The organism is Streptomyces sp. CB01881, assembly GCF_002953255.1.
Lineage (GTDB): Bacteria > Actinomycetota > Actinomycetes > Streptomycetales > Streptomycetaceae > Kitasatospora.
Window position 1 is genome coordinate 10,254,806 of sequence record NZ_CP026498.1, and the last position, 17,236, is coordinate 10,272,041.

The window sequence follows — 17,236 nt, forward strand, 5'->3', positions numbered from 1 at the left end:
GGCCCACCGGCCCCCCAGCCCACCGGCCGCTGGCCCGCCAGCCCACCGGCGCCGCGCCCGCCCGTACCGGCGCCGCGCCCGCCCGTACCGGCGAGGCCGCGCTCGCGGCCCGTGCCACGCTGCTGGAGGCCTTCGCGGAGCTCGACGGACGGCTGGCGACCCGCCGCTACCTGCTGGGCGACCGGCTGACCGAGGCGGACGTGCGGCTGTGGGTGACGCTGGTCCGCTACGACGCCAGGACCAACCACGACCGCGCCGTCAACCCCGGTCTCGCCGTCTACCCCCACCTGTGGGCGTACGCCCGTGACCTGTACCGGCAGAAGGCCTTCAAGAGCACCATGGACTTCTCCACCTGCACCGTGCCGGGCGCGAGCAATGCTCATGACCTGTGGATCGGCCTCGGGTTGGACGCGAGGGCGCACCGTCCCGCGTGATCGACTTCTGGTCATCGAGTAGGCCGACGTTGCACCGTCGGTCGGGAAGGCACGCCCGTGCTGAGCGTAGTGAACGCCGATGGAACGACCGGGACCGGCTCCCTGAGCGACGACATCGTCCGCGAGGGCGTGAGGCGGATGCTGGCCGCCGCGCTGGAGGCCGAAGTCAGCTCCTGCATCGCCGAGTTGGCCGACCAGCGAGACGAGAGCGGGCACCGCCTGGTGGTCCGCAACGGCTATCACCAGCCCAGGAAGGTCACCACGCGGCCGGGGTGATCGAGGTGAAGGCTCCAGCTTCGAACGCGGCCAGCTCGTTGAACGGCCGCAGACGACCGCGGCGTGAATAGGGTGGCGGGCCTGCCTCGAAGTTCGAGAACATCCGGTCATGTTGGATGGCACGGCAGGACAGGACCTTCCGGTCGGCTTCGGGTTCCGGCCGTATCGCGGCGACGAAGACCACGGCGCCATGGCCGCGGTGCGGCTGGGGTGTGCTGAACGGGACCGGGTCGATGTCCGTTCGGTTGTGGAAGGGCTCCCGACAGCGGCCGAGATCGCCGAAGCTTCTGCCAAGTTGGAGGAGCCGTCCAAGAACCAGATCCTGGTGGTGCTCGACGGGAGCGTCGTCGGCTACTCGACGATCCGCTGGTGGCAGGAGCGGGACGATACGTGGCTGTACCTGCACCGCGGCTACCTCTTGCCCGAGCATCGCGGCCAGGGCATCGGCTCAGCCATGCTGAGCTGGGCCGAAGAGCGGATCCGCCAGCTCGTCAAACAGCATGGAACGGCGCGGACGGCAGTGATCGGCGCGAACGCCATGACCTCCGAGCAGGACGCCACGGCACTTCTCCGCGCGGCCGGCTACCGACGTGTCTTCAGCCTGGTCGAGCTGGAGCTGGGCGATCTGCAGCAGATGCCCGAGCCGGGCGGCGAACTGCCGGCCGGGATACGGACAGGGCCGATCGGGACAAGCCACTACCGTGCAGCCTGGAGGACGGTCGTCGATTCGTACGCGGACAGCGGCTTCGCTCAGAGATGGCTGTTCCAGGACTTCGTCGACACCGCCGACCCGGCATGCTGGAGGGCTGCCTGGAACGGGCAGGACATGGTCGGCGTCGCCCTCTGCTCCATCCGCCGTCACGACCACACCGTGGGCGAGGTGGAAGAGCTGAGTGTCCGGACGGACCAGCGACGCCTCGGAATCGGCCGGGTCCTGCTGCTGGACGGGCTGCAAAGCCTTCGCGAACAGGGTGCAACGACCGCCCGGCTGTTCACGGGCACGGCAAACCCGCACCGGTCCTACGACCTCTACGAGAGCGTGGGATTCCGGCGGCAGAACGAGTACGTCCGCTACCGCAAGCCGCTTGCTTGATCGACCGGCCATCGGGCTGTCCGGTCATCCACAGGATTCGACAATAGCTCGCCGGGGCGCCGATGTGCCCGACTGGCAGGCCCCGGTGGAGCGGCCGACGGTCGGCTGAGGCCGGGGCGCGGCGACGCCTGCCCGGTGGCCCCGCCCTCCCGGTCCGCCTGCGGCGGGGCCCCGTCCGCCTGCCGTGTGGGGTGCCCGTCCGGCAGGCGGCCGGGCCCTGTCGCCGTCCGCGTCGGGGGGGCGTCCCCCTCCGAGTCGGGCCGGCGGATGCTGCACGGTAGCGTTACGTGGATGTGGCATGTACGCTGCGTGTCGCTGGTTGAACACCATGCGGGCCTGGATGCCACTCCGTGGGGGGAGTCACGTCCAGGCCCGGTCGCCGGCCGGGGCCCGGTTGCGCTCGTGGGGGAGCTGCAGCCGGGCCCGCTGGCGGGCTACCGTCGTTATGCCCGGCCAGAAGCTGTTTCAGTCATGCCAACTGCCGGACAATGCGGAGGCGGTGATCGGCCGTCAGTCGGCGGTGGGTCCGGCCATGTTGTGGGTGAGCCACTCCAGGGTGTTCGGGATCATCTTCTTGAAGTCCGAGGTGAGGTGCTGGCCGCCGGGCTGCTCGTAGTAGTCGATCTTGAGCGGCGGGGCGGCCTTGGCGACCCAGTCCTTGACCAGCTTGACCTCCGGCGGGGTGCCGCCGGCCGCGGTGGCGAGCATCCGCACGTCGGCCTTGCCCTGCGAGACCATGGCGTTCGGGCTGTTGGCCTGGCGTTCGGTCTCGTGGCCCTTCCAGAGCGGCGAGTCGGGGGCCCAGTAGCCGTCGACCGGTACGGCGACCTTGAACGTCTCGGGGTGCTGGAGGGCGAGCTTGGCACTGCAGAAGGCGCCGGTGGACGCGCCCATCAGGCCCCAGCCGTCCCGGCTCTTCAGGGTCCGGAAGTTGGCCCGGACGAAGGCGGGTACGTCCTCGGCCATCCAGGTGCCCATCTTGGGCTGGCCGGGGATGTCACTGCACTCCAGCGCCTTGTGCTCGTCGGAGTCCAGGTTCTGCACGGGCATGATCATGATGAACGGATGGGCCTTGCCGGCCTTCGTCATCTCCACGTCGGCCGCCTGGATGGGCAACTGGTTGTCCGTGTAGGTGTTGTAGCCCGCGCTCTGGCCGCCCGAGTAGAGGATGATCACCGGGAATCCGGTCTTCGCGTACTTGGGGTCGTTGTACTCGGGCGGCAGCCAGACCCAGACCTTTCCCGAGACGCCGGACTTCGCGCCGGTCAGGGTGGTCATGGTGATCGGCCCGACGGTGGTGTCCCTGGCCTTGGTGAACGTGGTGGCCGGACCGGTGGGCATGGCGACCTTGCCGTCGGCCGGAGCCGCGGGCGTGCCGGGCGTGCCGGACGCCGCGCCGGCGGCGGCCGGGCTGTTGGTGGTTTCGGCACCCTTCGCCACGTCGCCTCTGCCGTCGCCGCCGCTACAGGCGGCCAGCGAGGTGGCCAGGACGAGCGCGGCGGCGCCCGTCAGGAGAGCGCGAGAGCGAGGGGGCGGCGATTGCACGGTGAGAACTCTCCGACCAGTGTGTCGTCCGGCCCGCGGAGCCGGACGGCGGCCCCCGGGCGGGACCGGCACGTGACCGGGGGCGTCTGGACCTGCGTACCCCCGGGGGCGCGCGCCGGCCCGGCCGGGTCGGCACGACATTGTGATCTTAGGACGTGATCACAGGCCGACCGGTTGCACTCCCGGCCTCGGGGCCGCTGGTCGCTTCGCGGCGGTGTGCAGCGGCGGGCGCGGGTGTGTGTCCGTCCGGGCGCGCCGCGGCCCGGCCCGCATCCCGGCCGCGCCGTGCACGGCCGTGCAGGGTGGGGTGGGGCGGCGCAGGCTGGGGAGGGGTGGGGGCCGGCGCCCGGTGCCGCGGTGCTACCTGGTGTTCTCGCCGTCGTCCTCGCCCGGGGCGACAGCCGCCGAGCCCCCGTAGAGGTCGTCATCGCCACCGTAGGCCGCCCCGGGGTCGGGTCTGCCGGCGGCTCTCACCGACCGGCCTGCGAACAGGTCGTCGGGCGCGCCTTCGCTCATCTCGGACAGGGGGCCTGCGGGCCTCTCCCGTTCCTTGTCACCGGTCATCGGATGCTCCAACCCGCTGCTGATCCGGATGCGGACGATCCTACTCCGGGGACCTCGGCTGCCTCCAGGGCCGTCTCCAGGGCCGTCTCCAGGGCCGTTTCGAGGTCCCCTTCGGGGGCCGTTTCGGTGGCCGCCTCCACAGCCGGCCCGCCAGCCGGCCTTCGCCGGGCGCCCGGCGAAGGCCTCCGAGGGCGGGGCTCCGCGCGCCGGTGCGCGCCGGCCGGCCGCAGCGCCCCGCCCCCGTCGTGGATTCCCGGGCCGCAGCCTCAGTCGTCGGTCAGGGTGCGGCCGAGGAGGGGGAGCAGGCGGTCCCAGTGAAGCCGCAGTGCGGAGGGGTCGAAGGCGTCCGTGTCGGACATGGTGAAGCCGTGGACGGTGCCGGGGTAGATCTCGGAGGTGTAGCCGACGCCCGCGACATCCAGGGCCCGGTTGAGCTCGCCGAGGGCCTCGGGCGTGAGGTCCGTCTCGGCGTGGCCGAAATGGGCCTCGGCGGTGAGGCGGTGCAGGCTGTCGGGCCCGTCGGCGCCCACGGGGCCGTGGAACGCGGCGACGGCCGCCACCCGGCCGGGGTTGGCCACGGCGGTGCGCATCGCCAGGAGGCCGCCGATGCAGTAGCCGGTCACCGCGACCGGTCCGGGGCCGACCTCGGGCTGGGCGGCGAGGAACCCGAGGTAGGCGTCGGCGTCACTCAGGACGCGTTCGGCGGTGTGTGCCTCGATCAGGGGCATCAGCCGGGCGACGGCCGAGGAGCGGGCCTCCTCGCCGATGTGCGCGGGAAGGTCGATCAGCGGTGCCGGGCCGTGCCGGTAGAAGAAGTTGGGGGCGAGCACGTAGTACCCGTGTCCGGCCAGTTCGCGGGCCATCTCCCGCAGGGCGGGCCGGAGGCCGAAGGCGTCCGCGTACATCAGCACCCCCGGGTGCCGCCCGCCGTGGTCGGGGAAGGCGGCGAAGGCGTCGGCCTGGCCGTCCGTGGTGGGAATCTGCAACATCTTGGTGGGAATAGCGGTTCTTCCTTCCTCGGAGACGGCCGAAAACGTTTGTCGCACTAACGTTTTCGGCATGCGCGAACGTACATCGTTAGTCTGACTAACGCAATGACTAGGATGGGCGCCATGAGCAGAGCCGAAGCCGTGGAGATGCCCGACGACGGCGCGCGCAGTACGCCCGACAGGCTGCGTCGACGGGTGAGCCGGCTGTTGTCGCAGCTGACCGTGCGGTCGGACCGGCTGATCAACGAAGGGCTGGCCCGGGTCGACGTCCGCAAGTGGCACTACGCCGTGCTGGCCTCACTGCAGGAGTACGGGCCGGGCAGCCAGGCGGAGCTGAGCCGGCGCACCGGCATCTACCGCAGCGACCTGGTCGGCGTGCTCAACGAACTGGCCGGGCGTGGCCTCGTCGAGCGGGTGCCGGATCCCGACGACCGGCGACGCAACATCATCACGATCTCCGCCCGGGGCCGCCGTCGCCTGCCCGGCCTCGACAAGGTCCTGGACGACCTCCACGACGAACTGCTCGCGCCGCTGAGCCCGGCCGAACGCGACCAGCTCGTGCAGCTGCTCACCCGCTTGCTGGACCACCACACCCGGGCCTCCTGACGCCGTGCAGCGCCGGCCGGGGTTCAGGGTGCCCGGGGCCCGTCGCCGCCCGCGGGGGCGAGGCAGGGAGCAGCCCGGCGCGGGACTCGTCCAGGACGGAGACGGAAGGGGCAGGAACGGAGAACGGAACGGCGGCGGGGGCACGCGTGACGGCGGGCCCGGCGTCCTGCGCCAGGCCCGCCGCCACGTTCAGCACTGAGGCCGCTTGCCGTGATTGGCCCGATGGTTCCGGCGGCTCTTCTTCTTCCGGCGTCGCTTCGACGACATGGGCTGCTCCTCTACGGGTTGCCCCCGGTCCAACGTCTCACATCGCTGCCGGGCCGTCTCGTCGGCGACGGGCGGGGGCGGGGGCGGGCGCCCGCAGTCCCCGCCCCCGCCCCTGGCTCATGCGCCCGTCGTCGCGGCGGACGTCCGCCCGCGCCACCACGCGACCGTCGCCCCGAACTGCTCCCCGAGCGGGGTGGCGCGCACGGTGAAGGCGGACTCGTAGGCGGACGAGTCCATCACGAACGGCCGGTCGAACTGGTAGCGGACCTCCCGCAGCTCGCGGAGCAGGGGAGAGAAGAGCGAGGCCAGGCCCAGGACGGCCGGCGACAGCCGCCGCACCGCGACCGGTCCCGTCTTCGCCTCCGCGGCCAGCCCGTCGACCATCTCCCGGCTCGACAGCGCGGGGACCGTGGGCACGTGCCAGGCCCGCCCCCAGGCCCGTTCCTCGCCTGCGACCTCGACCAACGCCCGGGCCACGTCCGGCAGGTACGTCCAGCTGTGCGGCGTGTCCGGGTCGCCGAGGACCGTGACGGACTTGCCGTTCAGCAGGCGCGGCACGACCCGCGAGGCGAGGTGACCGCCGTCGGTCACGCCGGGGCCGAAGAAGTCCGAGGCGCGGACCTCGACCGCCCTGATGCGGCCCTCCTCGTGCAGCGTCCGCGCCTGCTCCCAGACCGCGGCCCGGACCCGCCCCTTCGGGCCGGCCGCCGCGAGCGGCAGGTCCTCGGTCATGGGCCCGTCCACCGGGCCGTAGCCGTAGAGGTTGCCCAGGCCGACCAGGACGGCCCCGCTCGCCTCCGCCGCCGCGCAGACCGCGGAGGCCAGCGCCGGCCACTCGGCCGTCCAGCGGTGGAGGGGCGGCGCACCGCAGCCGTAGATCGCGGCGGCGCCGTCCGCGGCCTCGATCAGCCGGCCGGCGTCCGCCGCGTCCAGTGCCACGTGCTCGATGCCGGGCTCCGCCGCCCGGCCCGACCTGGTGACAACACGTACCGAATGCCCCTGCTCGGCCAGCAGCCGAGCGGTGGCCGCCCCCGCGGGCCCGTATCCCACAACCACATGAAGACTCACCGTCACAGCCTAGTCGGGGCCCTGGAGGCCGGTGACAGGGGCATGGTGACGGGCTGTCGGCCCGGTGGTCGCCTCCTCCTCGGCGGCCCCGTGGCCACGGCGGCGCCCCCGGCTCCCGGAGCCCTACCCGCGGATGCCCGGCGCGGTCGGCCCCGCCGTCACAGCCGTCACAGCCGGCCCCGTCGGCCCCGCCGTCACACCCGCCCGCGGGGCCGGTCCAGGGCGCGGACCGCGGCGAGGACGTCCAGGCCGAGGCCCGGGTCGGCGTCCTCCGGGAGGCTGACGGAGAGGCGGGTGACCAGGCCGGCGTACCGGCGGTGGATCTCGCGGGCGACCTCGTCCACCGGGCCGGTGACCGCGAAGGCGTCCAGCACCTCGTCGTCGACCAGCGCGGCCATCTCCTGCCACCGGCCCCGTACCGACAGGTGGTGCAGCTGCTCCTGGAGGTCCTCCCAGCCGTGCTGGGCCAGTACGGGGCGGTAGGCGGGCGTCGAGGCGTAGAAGGCCAGCCGCTCGCGTACGGCGGCCAGGTTGGCGTTCAGCTCCTCCTCCGTCCGGCCGGTGGCGGTGAGCACGTTGCCGGTGATCTCGAAGGGGCGGTCGGTCCAGGCGGCGCCCTGCGCCTCGGCGTCGGCACGGGCCTCGGTCAGGCCGGGCAGCACCTGCTCGGTGAGGTAGGCGACCGAGGTGAACGGGTGGCTGAGGAACCCGTCGGCCACCGCCCCGGCGGTGCGGGTCATGAGCGGGCCGACGCCGGCCAGCAGGATGCGGGGCGGGCCGGAGGGGACCGGGTCGGGGGAGAAGACCGGGGTCATCACGGTGTGCGTGTAGAAGTCACCGCGGAAGCGCAGCCGTTCACCGGTCTGCCAGCTGTGCCAGATCGCCCGCACCGCGTGGACGTACTCGCGCATCCGGGCGGCCGGGCGGTCCCAGGGCATCCCGAAGCGCTTCTCGACGTGCGGCTTGACCTGCGAGCCGAGGCCGATGACGGCGCGCCCTCCGGAGGCCGCGTGCAGGCCCCAGGCCTGGTAGGCCAGCGTCATCGGGGTGCGGGCGAAGGCGACCGCGATGCCGGTGGCCAGCTCGATCGTGCTGGTCCGGTCGGCGGCACGGGCCAGCTGGACGAACGGGTCGTAGGCGGTCTCGGCGACCACCAGCCGGTCCATGCCCCGGAGTTCGGCCCGCTCGGCGGCGTCGAGGATGCCCGCGGGGTGCCCGGACGCCTGGGCGTCGATCCCGAGGGCGGCGCGCGGGCGGTCCGGCAGGTGCCCGGGCGGGTGCTCCGTCGGGCGGGTCGGCGCGTGGTCCGGTGACTGGTTCGGCGGGCGGTTCACAGCGGGTACTCCTGGCGGGGGCGGGCGGTGCCTGCGTAGCCTCCCACGTCCCGGCCGGTACGGGTACCGGGCGTGACGCGGGAGGCGCGGACGGGACGGCCGGCGTGTGCGCCGTCACCCGAAAGGGTTGAGTCGGCGGCCGGGACGCCCGGCGGGGGCGGAAGTGGTGTCCGAGCGGTGCGGATCCCGGTGGAGGATGGCGGCAGCGCAGGTGAAGCCGCGACCGAGGCGAGTGCGAGGGCGGGCCCATGGAGAAGCCGCAGGAACGCTGGGAACTCCGGCTGTTCGACGGGTTCGAGCTGCGGTCCGGGTCCGAGCGGCTGGTGCTGCCGCTGAACAGCCAACGCCTCATCGCGCTGCTGGCACTGCGCGTGTCCACCACCCGGGGGCAGGCCGGCGGGATCCTCTGGCCGGAGGCGCCCGAGCGGCAGGCGGGCGGGCGGCTGCGGACCACCCTCTGGCGGGTCCGGAGCACCGGGCCGGCGATCGTGGAGCGCCGCGGCGGCCAGCTGTCGCTCGCCGCCGGGGTCGACGTCGACGTCCGCACCTGGCTGCGCAGTGCCCGGCGGGCGCTCGACGGGCAGGGGCCGGCCGGCCCCCTGGACGCCCGGACGGTGCCGCTGGTGGGCGACCTGCTGCCGGGGTGGTACGAGGACTGGGTGCTGGTGGAGCGCGAACGGCTGCGCCAGCTCCAGCTGCACGCCCTGGAGGAGGTGTCCGCGCAGTTGCTCGGGCAGGGGCGGCACGCCGCAGCGCTGGAGGCGGCGCTGAGCGTCCTGCACCTCGATCCGATCAGGGAGAGCGCGCACCGGGCGGTGATCGCCGTCCACCTGGCGGAGGGCAACCTCGGGGAGGCCCGGCGGCAGTCCGAGGCGTGCCGGGCGATCCTGCTGCGCGAGCTCGGGGTGGGGCCGTCGCCGCTGCTGCGGGCCCTGCTGGACGGCGCGGAGGACGCGGGGGACCCGGGGCACCGGCAGGCGGGCGCGGCGCTGCAGGCGCCCGTGGTGTCCCAGGCGGGTGCGGCGCCGCAGGTGCCCGCGGTGCCCCCGCCGGGCGCGGCGGGGACCGGGATGCCGGGTGTCGTGCCCGCGGCGCGTTCGGCGGAGCAGCCTCGGGTGGACCGGCCTCGGGTGGACCGGCCTCGGGTGGACCGGCCGAGGGTCGGCCGGCAGCCGGAGCGGTCCGCGCGTGAGGCGGAGCGGGGAGCGGAGGCCGTCCCGGGGCCGGCCCCGTTCGCGGCCGACCGCTGAGCGGGCGCCGGAGGCCCGCAGCCGGCAGCCTTCCGGCACTGTCCGGGCTCGTCCGGCATCTTCCTGCCTCGTCCGGCACCGTCCGGGCTCGTTCCGGGCTGTCGCCGGCTGATCGCTGGCGTCCCCGGGCCCCGATGTCCTCGGCTCTCCGGCATCCTCCGTCGGCCGGAATCGACTGATCGAGTGGTTTGAGCGGGGCGGCACCCCTGTCGCGGTCGGCGGTGACAGCTCGGTGACACCCCGGTGACGGGAAGTCTGTGACCGTACGACCGTCTGCTGCGAGAGGAGGCGGTCATGGCTGCCGAGCTGAACCATCCCGGGGTGTACGTCGAGGAGATCCCGAGCGGAGTGCGCACCATCACCGGCGTCGCCACGTCGGTGACCGCGTTCGTCGGGCGGGCGTCGCGCGGGCCGGTGCACGAGCCCGTCGTCGTCTTCGGCTTCGAGGAGTTCGCCCGGCGGTTCGGCGGGCTCTGGCGCGACAGCACCCTCGGCTACGCCGTGCAGGACTTCTTCGCCAACGGCGGCGGTCAGGCGGTCGTCGTCCGGCTGGCCGACAGCACGACGACGCCCGTGCGGTTCGCGGTCGGCGGGCTGCCCCTGGTCGCGGTCGACCCCGGCACCTGGGGCGTCTTTCTCCGGGCGGTGGTCGACAAGGACGACACCGACCAGCAGGTCGCCGACGAGCTCAAGGTGCCCAAGGACTCGCTGTTCAACCTGACCGTCCGGGAGTCGGCCCCGGGCGGGCGCACCGAGACCTTCCACAACCTCTCCACCGGGCAGAACGCCCGGAACGTCGCCAGCGTGCTGGCGGCGCAGTCCGCACTGGTCAGGGTCGACGGGAACCTGCCCGGCGGCACACCGTCCGCGGACCAGGACCGGCTGGGCAAGGCCGAGGCGGACGTCGGCAAGGCGCGGGCCGGCTACCAGCAGGGGACGGTCACCAAGGACGCGCTGGACGCCGCGGAACAGGCCCTGCGCAAGGCCGTCGACGACGCGCTCGCCGCCGTGAGCGACGGCGCGGCGCTGACCGCGGCGGACTTCTTGCCGCAGCACGGCGAGGCCGACCACACCGGCCTGTACGCCCTCGACCACGCGGACCTCTTCAACCTGCTCTGCATCCCCCCGCACAAGCGGGAGAACGGCGACATCGAGCCGGGGCTGGTCTCGGCCGCGCTGGCCTACTGCAAGAAGCGTCGCGCGGTGCTCCTGGTCGACCCGCGGGACGACTGGAAGTACCCGATCCAGCAGCCCGAGACGTGGCTCGCCCCGATCGACGGCCCGCGCGAGAACGCTGCGGCCTACTTCCCCCGGCTGCGCCGGGCCGATCCCGAACAGAGCGGCCGGATCCTCGACTTCGCGCCGTGTGGTGCGGTGGCGGGGGTGTTGGCGCGGACGGATGCGGTGCGTGGGGTGTGGAAGGCGGGGGCGGGGTTGGAGGCGGGTTTGGTGGGGGTGCCGGATTTGGCGGTGCGGTTGTCGGACGGGGAGAACGGGTTGCTGAATCCGTTGGGGGTGAATTGTCTGCGGTCTTTTCCGGTGGCGGGTCGGGTGGTGTGGGGGGCGCGGACGTTGGCGGGGGCGGATGTGCTGGCGTCGGAGTGGAAGTATCTGCCGGTTCGGCGGTTGGCGTTGTTCATTGAGGAGAGTTTGTTCCGGGGGACTCAGTGGGTGGTGTTCGAGCCGAATGGTGAGGCGTTGTGGGCGCAGGTTCGGTTGAACGTGGGGTCGTTCATGCAGGAGTTGTTCCGGCAGGGGGCGTTGCAGGGGAGTTCGCCGCGGGAGGCGTATTTCGTGAAGTGTGATGCGGAGACGACGACGCAGGCGGACCGGGATCTGGGGGTGGTGAACATCCGGGTGGGGTTCGCGCCGTTGAAGCCGGCGGAGTTCGTGGTGGTGCAGGTGCAGCAGTTGTCGGAGCAACTCCCGTCCTGACCGGGCCGGGCGACCAGAGGAACAGGAGGGGCCGTGCCTGAGAAGCTCGCCCAGCCGGGCGTCTACATCGAGGAGATCCCGAGCGGCGTCCACACCATCACCGGGGTCGCGACGTCCATCACCGCCTTCGTCGGCCGCGCCGCCCGCGGCCGCACCGACGCGCCGGTGACCATCCTCGGCTTCGACGGGTTCGAGAGGGAATTCGGCGGGCTGTGGGAGGGCAGCCGGCTGGGCTTCGCGGTGCGCGACTTCTTCCTCAACGGCGGCGGCCAGGCCGTGATCTGCCGGATCTACCAGCCGCCGGCGGGCGGCAGCGGAACGGCCGGGCTGGCCTTCGGCCAGGGCGACCGGGCCGTGAAGCTGGTCGCGGTCTCGCCCGGGGCCTGGGGCAACGGCCTGCGGGCCAGGGTGGACCTGACCGGCGCCCCGGCCGGCGAGCTCTTCAACCTGGTGGTCGCGGACACGGGCACGGGCGCCACCGAGCGCCACGCCGGCGTCTCGCTCTACGCCGACCACCCCCGGTGCGTGCGGAACGTCCTCGAACGCGACTCCGCGCTGGTGCGCTGGGGCGCCGAGCCCCTCACCGCGGTACCGGGCACCCCCCGGGTCCGCCCCGTCCCGGCGGCCGCCCCGGCCGAGGCCGGTGCCACGCCCGACTGGCAGGACCCCGCGGGCGTGGCCGACGCCGCGGCCACGGTGGCCGCCGCGGCGCTGAAGGAGGCCGTCAACGGCAGCGCCGTGGACGGCGCCGCGGCGCAGACGGCGCACTCGGCCGTCGCCGCCGCCGGACAGGCCAAGGAGGAGGCCGACCGGGCCAGGCAGGACGCGGACACCGCCCTGGCCGCCGCCAAGCAGGAGAAGCAGCGCACCGAGGCCGGACTCAGCACGGCCGCCAGCGCCCTGACCGCCGCGCAGCAGGCCAGTCCCGTCGACCTGCAGAAGGTCAAGGAGGCCGAGAAGGCCCAGGCCGAGGCCAAGGCGGCCGATGACGCGGCGGAGGCCGCCGTGACCGGGGTGACGGACATCCGGACCAAGGCCGTCACCTGGGTCGGCGATGCGGCGGCCAGGGTGACGGAGGCCACGGCCGCAGCGGCCACGGCGGACGGCAAGGCGGTCGAGGCGGAGAAGGCGGCCGAGGACAGGCAGACCGACCTCCGGACTGCACGGGACCAGGCCACCGCGGCGGCCGGCCAGCTGGGCGGGGACGACGGCGTCGTGCCCGGCACCGACGCGGTGCGCGGACAGTACGAGCGCCTCCTCGACCAGGCGGACCTCTTCAACCTGCTCTGCATTCCGCCCTACCGCCCCGACGGCTCCGACGTCGAGCCGGTCCTGTTCGACCTCGCCGCCGCCTACTGCCGCAAGCGCCGGGCGGTCCTGCTGGTCGACCCGCCGTCCGCCTGGACGACGGCCGACGCCGCCGTGACCGGCTTCCGCGCGGCCGCCGACCAACTCGGCGGCCGGGGGCCGAACGCCGCCGTCTACTTCCCGAGACTCAGTCGGCCGAACCCGTTCCGCGGCGGCGCGACCGAGCCGTTCGTCCCGTGTGGTGCGGTGGCGGGGGTGTTGGCGCGGACGGATGCGGTGCGTGGGGTGTGGAAGGCGGGGGCGGGGTTGGAGGCGGGTTTGGTGGGGGTGCCGGATTTGGCGGTGCGGTTGTCGGACGGGGAGAACGGGTTGCTGAATCCGTTGGGGGTGAATTGTCTGCGGTCTTTTCCGGTGGCGGGTCGGGTGGTGTGGGGGGCGCGGACGTTGGCGGGGGCGGATGTGCTGGCGTCGGAGTGGAAGTATCTGCCGGTTCGGCGGTTGGCGTTGTTCATTGAGGAGAGTTTGTTCCGGGGGACTCAGTGGGTGGTGTTCGAGCCGAATGGTGAGGCGTTGTGGGCGCAGGTTCGGTTGAACGTGGGGTCGTTCATGCAGGAGTTGTTCCGGCAGGGGGCGTTGCAGGGGAGTTCGCCGCGGGAGGCGTATTTCGTGAAGTGTGATGCGGAGACGACGACGCAGGCGGACCGGGATCTGGGGGTGGTGAACATCCGGGTGGGGTTCGCGCCGTTGAAGCCGGCGGAGTTCGTGGTGGTGCAGGTGCAGCAGTTGTCGGAGCAACTCCCGTCCTGACCGGGCCGGGGACGATCAGGAGGCGCAGGACACATGGCCCAGTTCACTGTCAACACCCAGCGGTTCGACCCCTACAAGAACTTCAAGTTCCGTGTGCGGTGGGACGGCCGGTACGTCCTCGGAGTCAGCAAGGTGAGCTCCCTGAAGCGCACCACCGAGGTGGTCAGGCACCGGGAGGGCGGCGACCCGTCCAGCAGCCGCAAGTCGCCCGGCCGGACGGAGTTCGAGGCGATCACGCTCGAACGCGGCGTCACCCACGACCCGGAGTTCGAACAGTGGGCCAACAAGGTCTGGAACTACGGAACGGTGGGAGCCGAGTCCGCGCTGAAGAGCTTCCGCAAGGACATCATCATCGAGCTCTACAACGAGTCCGGGCAGCTCGTCATCGCCTACAAGGTCTACCGCTGCTGGGTCTCCGAGTACCAGGCGCTCCCGGACCTCGACGCCAACGCCAACGCCGTCGCCATCCAGCACCTCAAGCTGGAGAACGAGGGCTGGGAACGTGACGCCGAGGTCACCGAACCCACCGAGCTGGGGTGAGGCCGTGATCACGCCGGGTACCGCGCGTCGGGCCGTTCCCGCACGACGGGGGGCGGTCCCCGAGCTGCGCCCCATGACGGACGGAGCGCTGCTCGACCTCTGGGAGTCGGCGAGTGCGGTGGCCCCGGTCGGCCGCCCGCTCGCGCTGCTCACCGCGGCCTTCCCGCACTGCCGGACCGAGGACTTGGCCGCCGAGCCGCTCGGGCGCTGCGACGCGCTGCTCGCCGAACTGCGCGCCTCGCTGGTCGGGGACGGTGTCGAGGCGGTCGCGGGCTGCCCGTCCTGCGGCGGCCTGGTGGAAACCGCCTTCTCGCTGGGCGCCCTGGGCGGTGACGGCGGGCCCGACACCGCGGCGGAGCTGACCACGACCGTGGCGGGGCACGACGTGCACTGCCGGCCGGTGACGCTGGGCGACCTGATCGCGGTGTGCGGGCTGGCCGACGCCGAGTCGGCTCTGATCGCCCGTTGCGCCGAGATCCGCCGGGCCGGGGCGGCGGTACCACCGGAGCACCTTCCGCAGGAGGTCCGGGCGGCGGTGGAGGAGGCCATGGCGGCGGTCGACCCGCGCGCCGAGACCCTGCTCGGCCTGAGCTGCCCGGCCTGCGACACGCAGTGGTGGGCCGCTTTCGACCTCGCGGCGTTCCTCTGGACGGAGGTCGAGAGGCTGGCCCAGTGCCTGCTCGTCGAGGTGGACACACTGGCACGGGCGTACGGCTGGCGGGAGTCGGACATCCTGGCCCTCGGGGCGCTCCGGCGCCGCCGCTACCTGGACCTGGTGACGTCGTGAGCGCGCGGACGGGCGGGCCCGCCCAGCCGTCACCGCCCGCCGCCGGCGGTTTCCTGGGCCGGCTCGCCGTGAGGGCCGGCGGTGGTGGCGAGCCGGGTCGGCTACGGCCGAGGCCGCTCTCGCGGTTCGAGCCGGTGCGGAACGACCGGACGCCCGGCGAGGACGGGGAATCCCCGTCCCGGACCGGGTCGGTGGACGGAGGTTGGGGCAGCCCGAGGACAGGTCCGGCGCCGGTGCCGACTGCGGTGGCCGAGGCGTCCGGTGCCGGCCGTGGGCGGCCCGCGGCGGAGTGGGCGCCGTCCGTCCGCCCAGGGGCCGTTCCGGGCGGGGTGCGTGGTGCGTCGTCCGCGCGGGCCCTGGCAGCCGGTGCGGGGCCGGGGGACGAACCGGCCGGCTCCCCACCGGGACAGGTTGCCGAGACGGCGGACGGCAGTCGGGCCGGCGGGCTGGCACCGGCTGACGGACCCGAAGTCGGTCCGGTGTCAGCAGTTCAGGTGTCAGCAGCTTCTGCGGCGTCTGCGGCGGGCGAGGCGGTCGGGGTGGAAAGCGGGACACGCCGGTCGCACGGTGGACCCCGCCTGCCCGCGAACCACGGCCCTTCCGCCCGGCGGCCCGAGCCCGGAGCCACCCGCCAGGGCGAGGGCGAGAACGGGCCTACCGAGCCGGTGAGGCCGCCGGAGGCCGGCGGGGGGCTGCCGGCCGATGACCGCTCCCGGGTCGAGGGCGATACCCGGGCACCGGACCGTGCCTGGGCCGACCGGGCGCGGGCGGCGGCGGGCCGCCACCCCGCACCCGCGCCCGCGCCGACCCCGGTGGTCAACGTCTCCATCGGCCGGATCGAGGTGCGTGCCGTTCCGAGCACGTCCGCGTCCGACCGGCGGGAGCGCACCGAGGAGCCCGCCGTCACCACGCTGGAGCAGTACCTGCGCCGCCGCTCCGGGAGCCGGACATGAACGGGCCCGCCTGCCGCCGGCAGGCCGCACGCGAACCCGTCCGGGGCGGGAAGGCCGTCCGCGGGCCGGCCCGGCGAGGCCACACCGGGTGCGGGGCGATCCGGTGCGCGCCGCTGCGGCCGCCGCTGCGGCCAGCGCTGCTCCGGCCAGCGCCGCTCCGGTGGGGGGCGCGTCGGCGCGGCTCCTGTTCGAGGAGGAGGTGGGGCGGGTGAGCACCGGACGCGCGATCGAAGCCGTCACCCAGGCGCTGCGCGCCGGGCTCGCGTCGGTCTCGCCGGTCACGGCGCGCCCGCTCGACCGGGCCAGGACCGGCGCCGCCAACGGCCCTCAGCTCAACCTCTACCTCTACGACGTCGCGCCGAACGCCGCCTGGCGCAACCTCGAACCCCCGACCCAGGCCGGCGGTGGCATCGGCCTGCACCCCCCGCTCGCCCTCGATCTGCGGTACCTGCTGACGGCCTACGGCGACGGCGACGACGAGATCGCCGCCCACAAGCTGCTCGGCGAGGCCATGCAGGTGCTGCACGACGGGGCGGTCCTCGCGCGGGCCGGCCTCAAGGGCGTGCTGGCCGAGGCGGGAGTCCACCTCCAGCCGGACCGGGTCCGGCTGACGCCCGTCCACCTGGGCACCGACGAGCAGTCCCGGCTCTGGACGGCCTTCCAGACCAACTACCGGATCTCGGTGGCCTATCAGGTGTCCGTGGTCCTGATCGACACCCTCGACCCGCCGGCCGCTCCGCTGCCGGTCCTCAAGCGCGGGCGCGCGCCGGTCGACGAGCAGGGGCGGGACGAGGGCGTGCCGGCCGGCGCGTCGGCGGGCCCCCGGCTGGACCGGGTCACGGTGGAGGCCTGGCGCGGGAACGACTCCGTCCCGTCCCGGACCGGCGACCGGCTCGTGGTCGAGGGCGCGGGGTTGACGGGCGGTCCGGTGCGCGCGCGGTTCGCCCACCCCCGGCTGGCGCAGCCGATCTGGGCGGACGCGGCGCCCGGCTCCACCGCCGAGCGCGTACTGCTGTTGGTCCCGGCCGCGCTCCCGGCCGGCTTCGCCACCCTCATGCTGGCGGTCGGCCCGCCGGAGGGACCGCGGATCACCAGCAACGCCCTGCCGTTGCCGGTCGCGGTCCGGCTCGGCCGTCCGTCCGTGCTGCCGGGCGCCGGCCGGCCGGGGACGGTCCGGGTCACCGTGCCGTCCGACCGGCTGCTCGTCGACGACCAGGCGGTGCTGCTGTTGGCCGACGGCCGACAGACCGCACCGAACACGCGGGTCCGGGCCGGCGCCGTCCTCTCGTTCGACCTCCCGCACACAGGGGCGGCCGGAGCGGTCGTCACGCTGCGGCTCAGGGTCGACGGGGTCGACTCCGTGCCGCTGCCCGAGCCGGACCCGGCGAAGCCCCTGCCCACCCGGTTCGATCCCGTCCAACAGGTGGTGCTGCCGTGACCGGTACGACCGAAACGACCGGCTCCGCCACGCCCTCGGGCT

Annotated in this window: 15 protein-coding genes and 1 pseudogene; 11 read left to right on the forward strand and 5 right to left on the reverse strand. The window is 73.9% G+C overall.

Annotated features, from left to right (window positions below):
- The first annotated feature begins 29 nt into the window (after positions 1–29).
- The 3 genes and pseudogenes from C2142_RS40805 (at position 30) to C2142_RS34130 (ending at position 1,803) form a co-directional block, all read left to right on the forward strand.
- Positions 30–434 carry a glutathione S-transferase C-terminal domain-containing protein gene (locus C2142_RS40805; protein ID WP_148647191.1) on the forward strand — a complete coding sequence of 135 codons (405 nt, stop codon included), beginning with the start codon at positions 30–32 and terminating at the stop codon, positions 432–434.
- Between the two features lie 57 nt (positions 435–491).
- Positions 492–727 (forward strand): annotated as a pseudogene (locus C2142_RS34125) (transposase); the annotation flags it as partial.
- A gap of 92 nt (positions 728–819) precedes the next feature.
- The gene (locus C2142_RS34130) at positions 820–1,803 is read left to right on the forward strand and encodes a GNAT family N-acetyltransferase (protein WP_148646744.1); all 984 of its coding nucleotides are present in this window, start codon (positions 820–822) and stop codon (positions 1,801–1,803) included.
- A gap of 510 nt (positions 1,804–2,313) precedes the next feature.
- Here the strand turns inward: C2142_RS34130 and C2142_RS34135 are convergent.
- The 3 genes from C2142_RS34135 to C2142_RS34145 form a co-directional block, all read right to left on the reverse strand.
- On the reverse strand, positions 2,314–3,348 hold the full coding sequence (locus C2142_RS34135) for an alpha/beta hydrolase-fold protein (RefSeq protein WP_241002940.1): 1,035 nt from the start codon (positions 3,346–3,348) through the stop codon (positions 2,314–2,316).
- A 360-nt stretch (positions 3,349–3,708) separates the two neighbouring features.
- Entirely contained in the window at positions 3,709–3,912 is a 204-nt protein-coding gene (locus C2142_RS34140) for a hypothetical protein (protein ID WP_148646746.1), read from the reverse strand.
- Positions 3,913–4,178: 266 nt separating this feature from the next.
- Entirely contained in the window at positions 4,179–4,913 is a 735-nt protein-coding gene (locus C2142_RS34145; protein ID WP_148647192.1) for a dienelactone hydrolase family protein, read from the reverse strand.
- 111 nt (positions 4,914–5,024) lie between these two features.
- On the opposite strand from C2142_RS34145, the gene C2142_RS34150 reads away from it, so the two are divergent.
- Positions 5,025–5,507, forward strand: coding sequence for a MarR family transcriptional regulator (locus C2142_RS34150; protein ID WP_148646747.1), 483 nt, complete (start codon positions 5,025–5,027; stop codon positions 5,505–5,507).
- A 384-nt stretch (positions 5,508–5,891) separates the two neighbouring features.
- On the opposite strand, the gene C2142_RS34155 is transcribed toward C2142_RS34150, so the two are convergent.
- Positions 5,892–6,842, reverse strand: a complete 951-nt coding sequence (locus tag C2142_RS34155; RefSeq protein WP_148646748.1) for an NAD-dependent epimerase/dehydratase family protein — start codon at positions 6,840–6,842, stop codon at positions 5,892–5,894.
- A gap of 194 nt (positions 6,843–7,036) precedes the next feature.
- Positions 7,037–8,176, reverse strand: a complete 1,140-nt coding sequence (locus tag C2142_RS34160; protein ID WP_241002941.1) for a TIGR03617 family F420-dependent LLM class oxidoreductase — start codon at positions 8,174–8,176, stop codon at positions 7,037–7,039.
- A gap of 248 nt (positions 8,177–8,424) precedes the next feature.
- Here C2142_RS34160 and C2142_RS34165 point away from each other — a divergent pair, with 248 nt between their 5' ends.
- From C2142_RS34165 to C2142_RS34195, 7 genes are all read left to right on the forward strand, one after another.
- Entirely contained in the window at positions 8,425–9,426 is a 1,002-nt protein-coding gene (locus C2142_RS34165) for a BTAD domain-containing putative transcriptional regulator (RefSeq protein ID WP_148646749.1), read from the forward strand.
- A 294-nt stretch (positions 9,427–9,720) separates the two neighbouring features.
- Positions 9,721–11,361, forward strand: a complete 1,641-nt coding sequence (locus C2142_RS34170) for a phage tail sheath C-terminal domain-containing protein (RefSeq protein WP_148646750.1) — start codon at positions 9,721–9,723, stop codon at positions 11,359–11,361.
- Positions 11,362–11,394: 33 nt separating this feature from the next.
- Complete coding sequence (locus C2142_RS40810; RefSeq protein ID WP_148646751.1) at positions 11,395–13,476, forward strand: phage tail sheath C-terminal domain-containing protein; 2,082 nt, start codon at positions 11,395–11,397, stop codon at positions 13,474–13,476.
- Between the two features lie 33 nt (positions 13,477–13,509).
- On the forward strand, positions 13,510–14,016 hold the full coding sequence (locus tag C2142_RS34180) for a phage tail protein (protein WP_148646752.1): 507 nt from the start codon (positions 13,510–13,512) through the stop codon (positions 14,014–14,016).
- A 73-nt stretch (positions 14,017–14,089) separates the two neighbouring features.
- Positions 14,090–14,803 carry a hypothetical protein gene (locus tag C2142_RS34185; RefSeq protein ID WP_148646753.1) on the forward strand — a complete coding sequence of 238 codons (714 nt, stop codon included), beginning with the start codon at positions 14,090–14,092 and terminating at the stop codon, positions 14,801–14,803.
- Positions 14,804–15,468: 665 nt separating this feature from the next.
- Entirely contained in the window at positions 15,469–15,756 is a 288-nt protein-coding gene (locus tag C2142_RS34190; RefSeq protein ID WP_162002627.1) for a hypothetical protein, read from the forward strand.
- Between the two features lie 208 nt (positions 15,757–15,964).
- Entirely contained in the window at positions 15,965–17,194 is a 1,230-nt protein-coding gene (locus tag C2142_RS34195; RefSeq protein ID WP_162002628.1) for a DUF4255 domain-containing protein, read from the forward strand.
- Positions 17,195–17,236 lie beyond the last annotated feature (42 nt).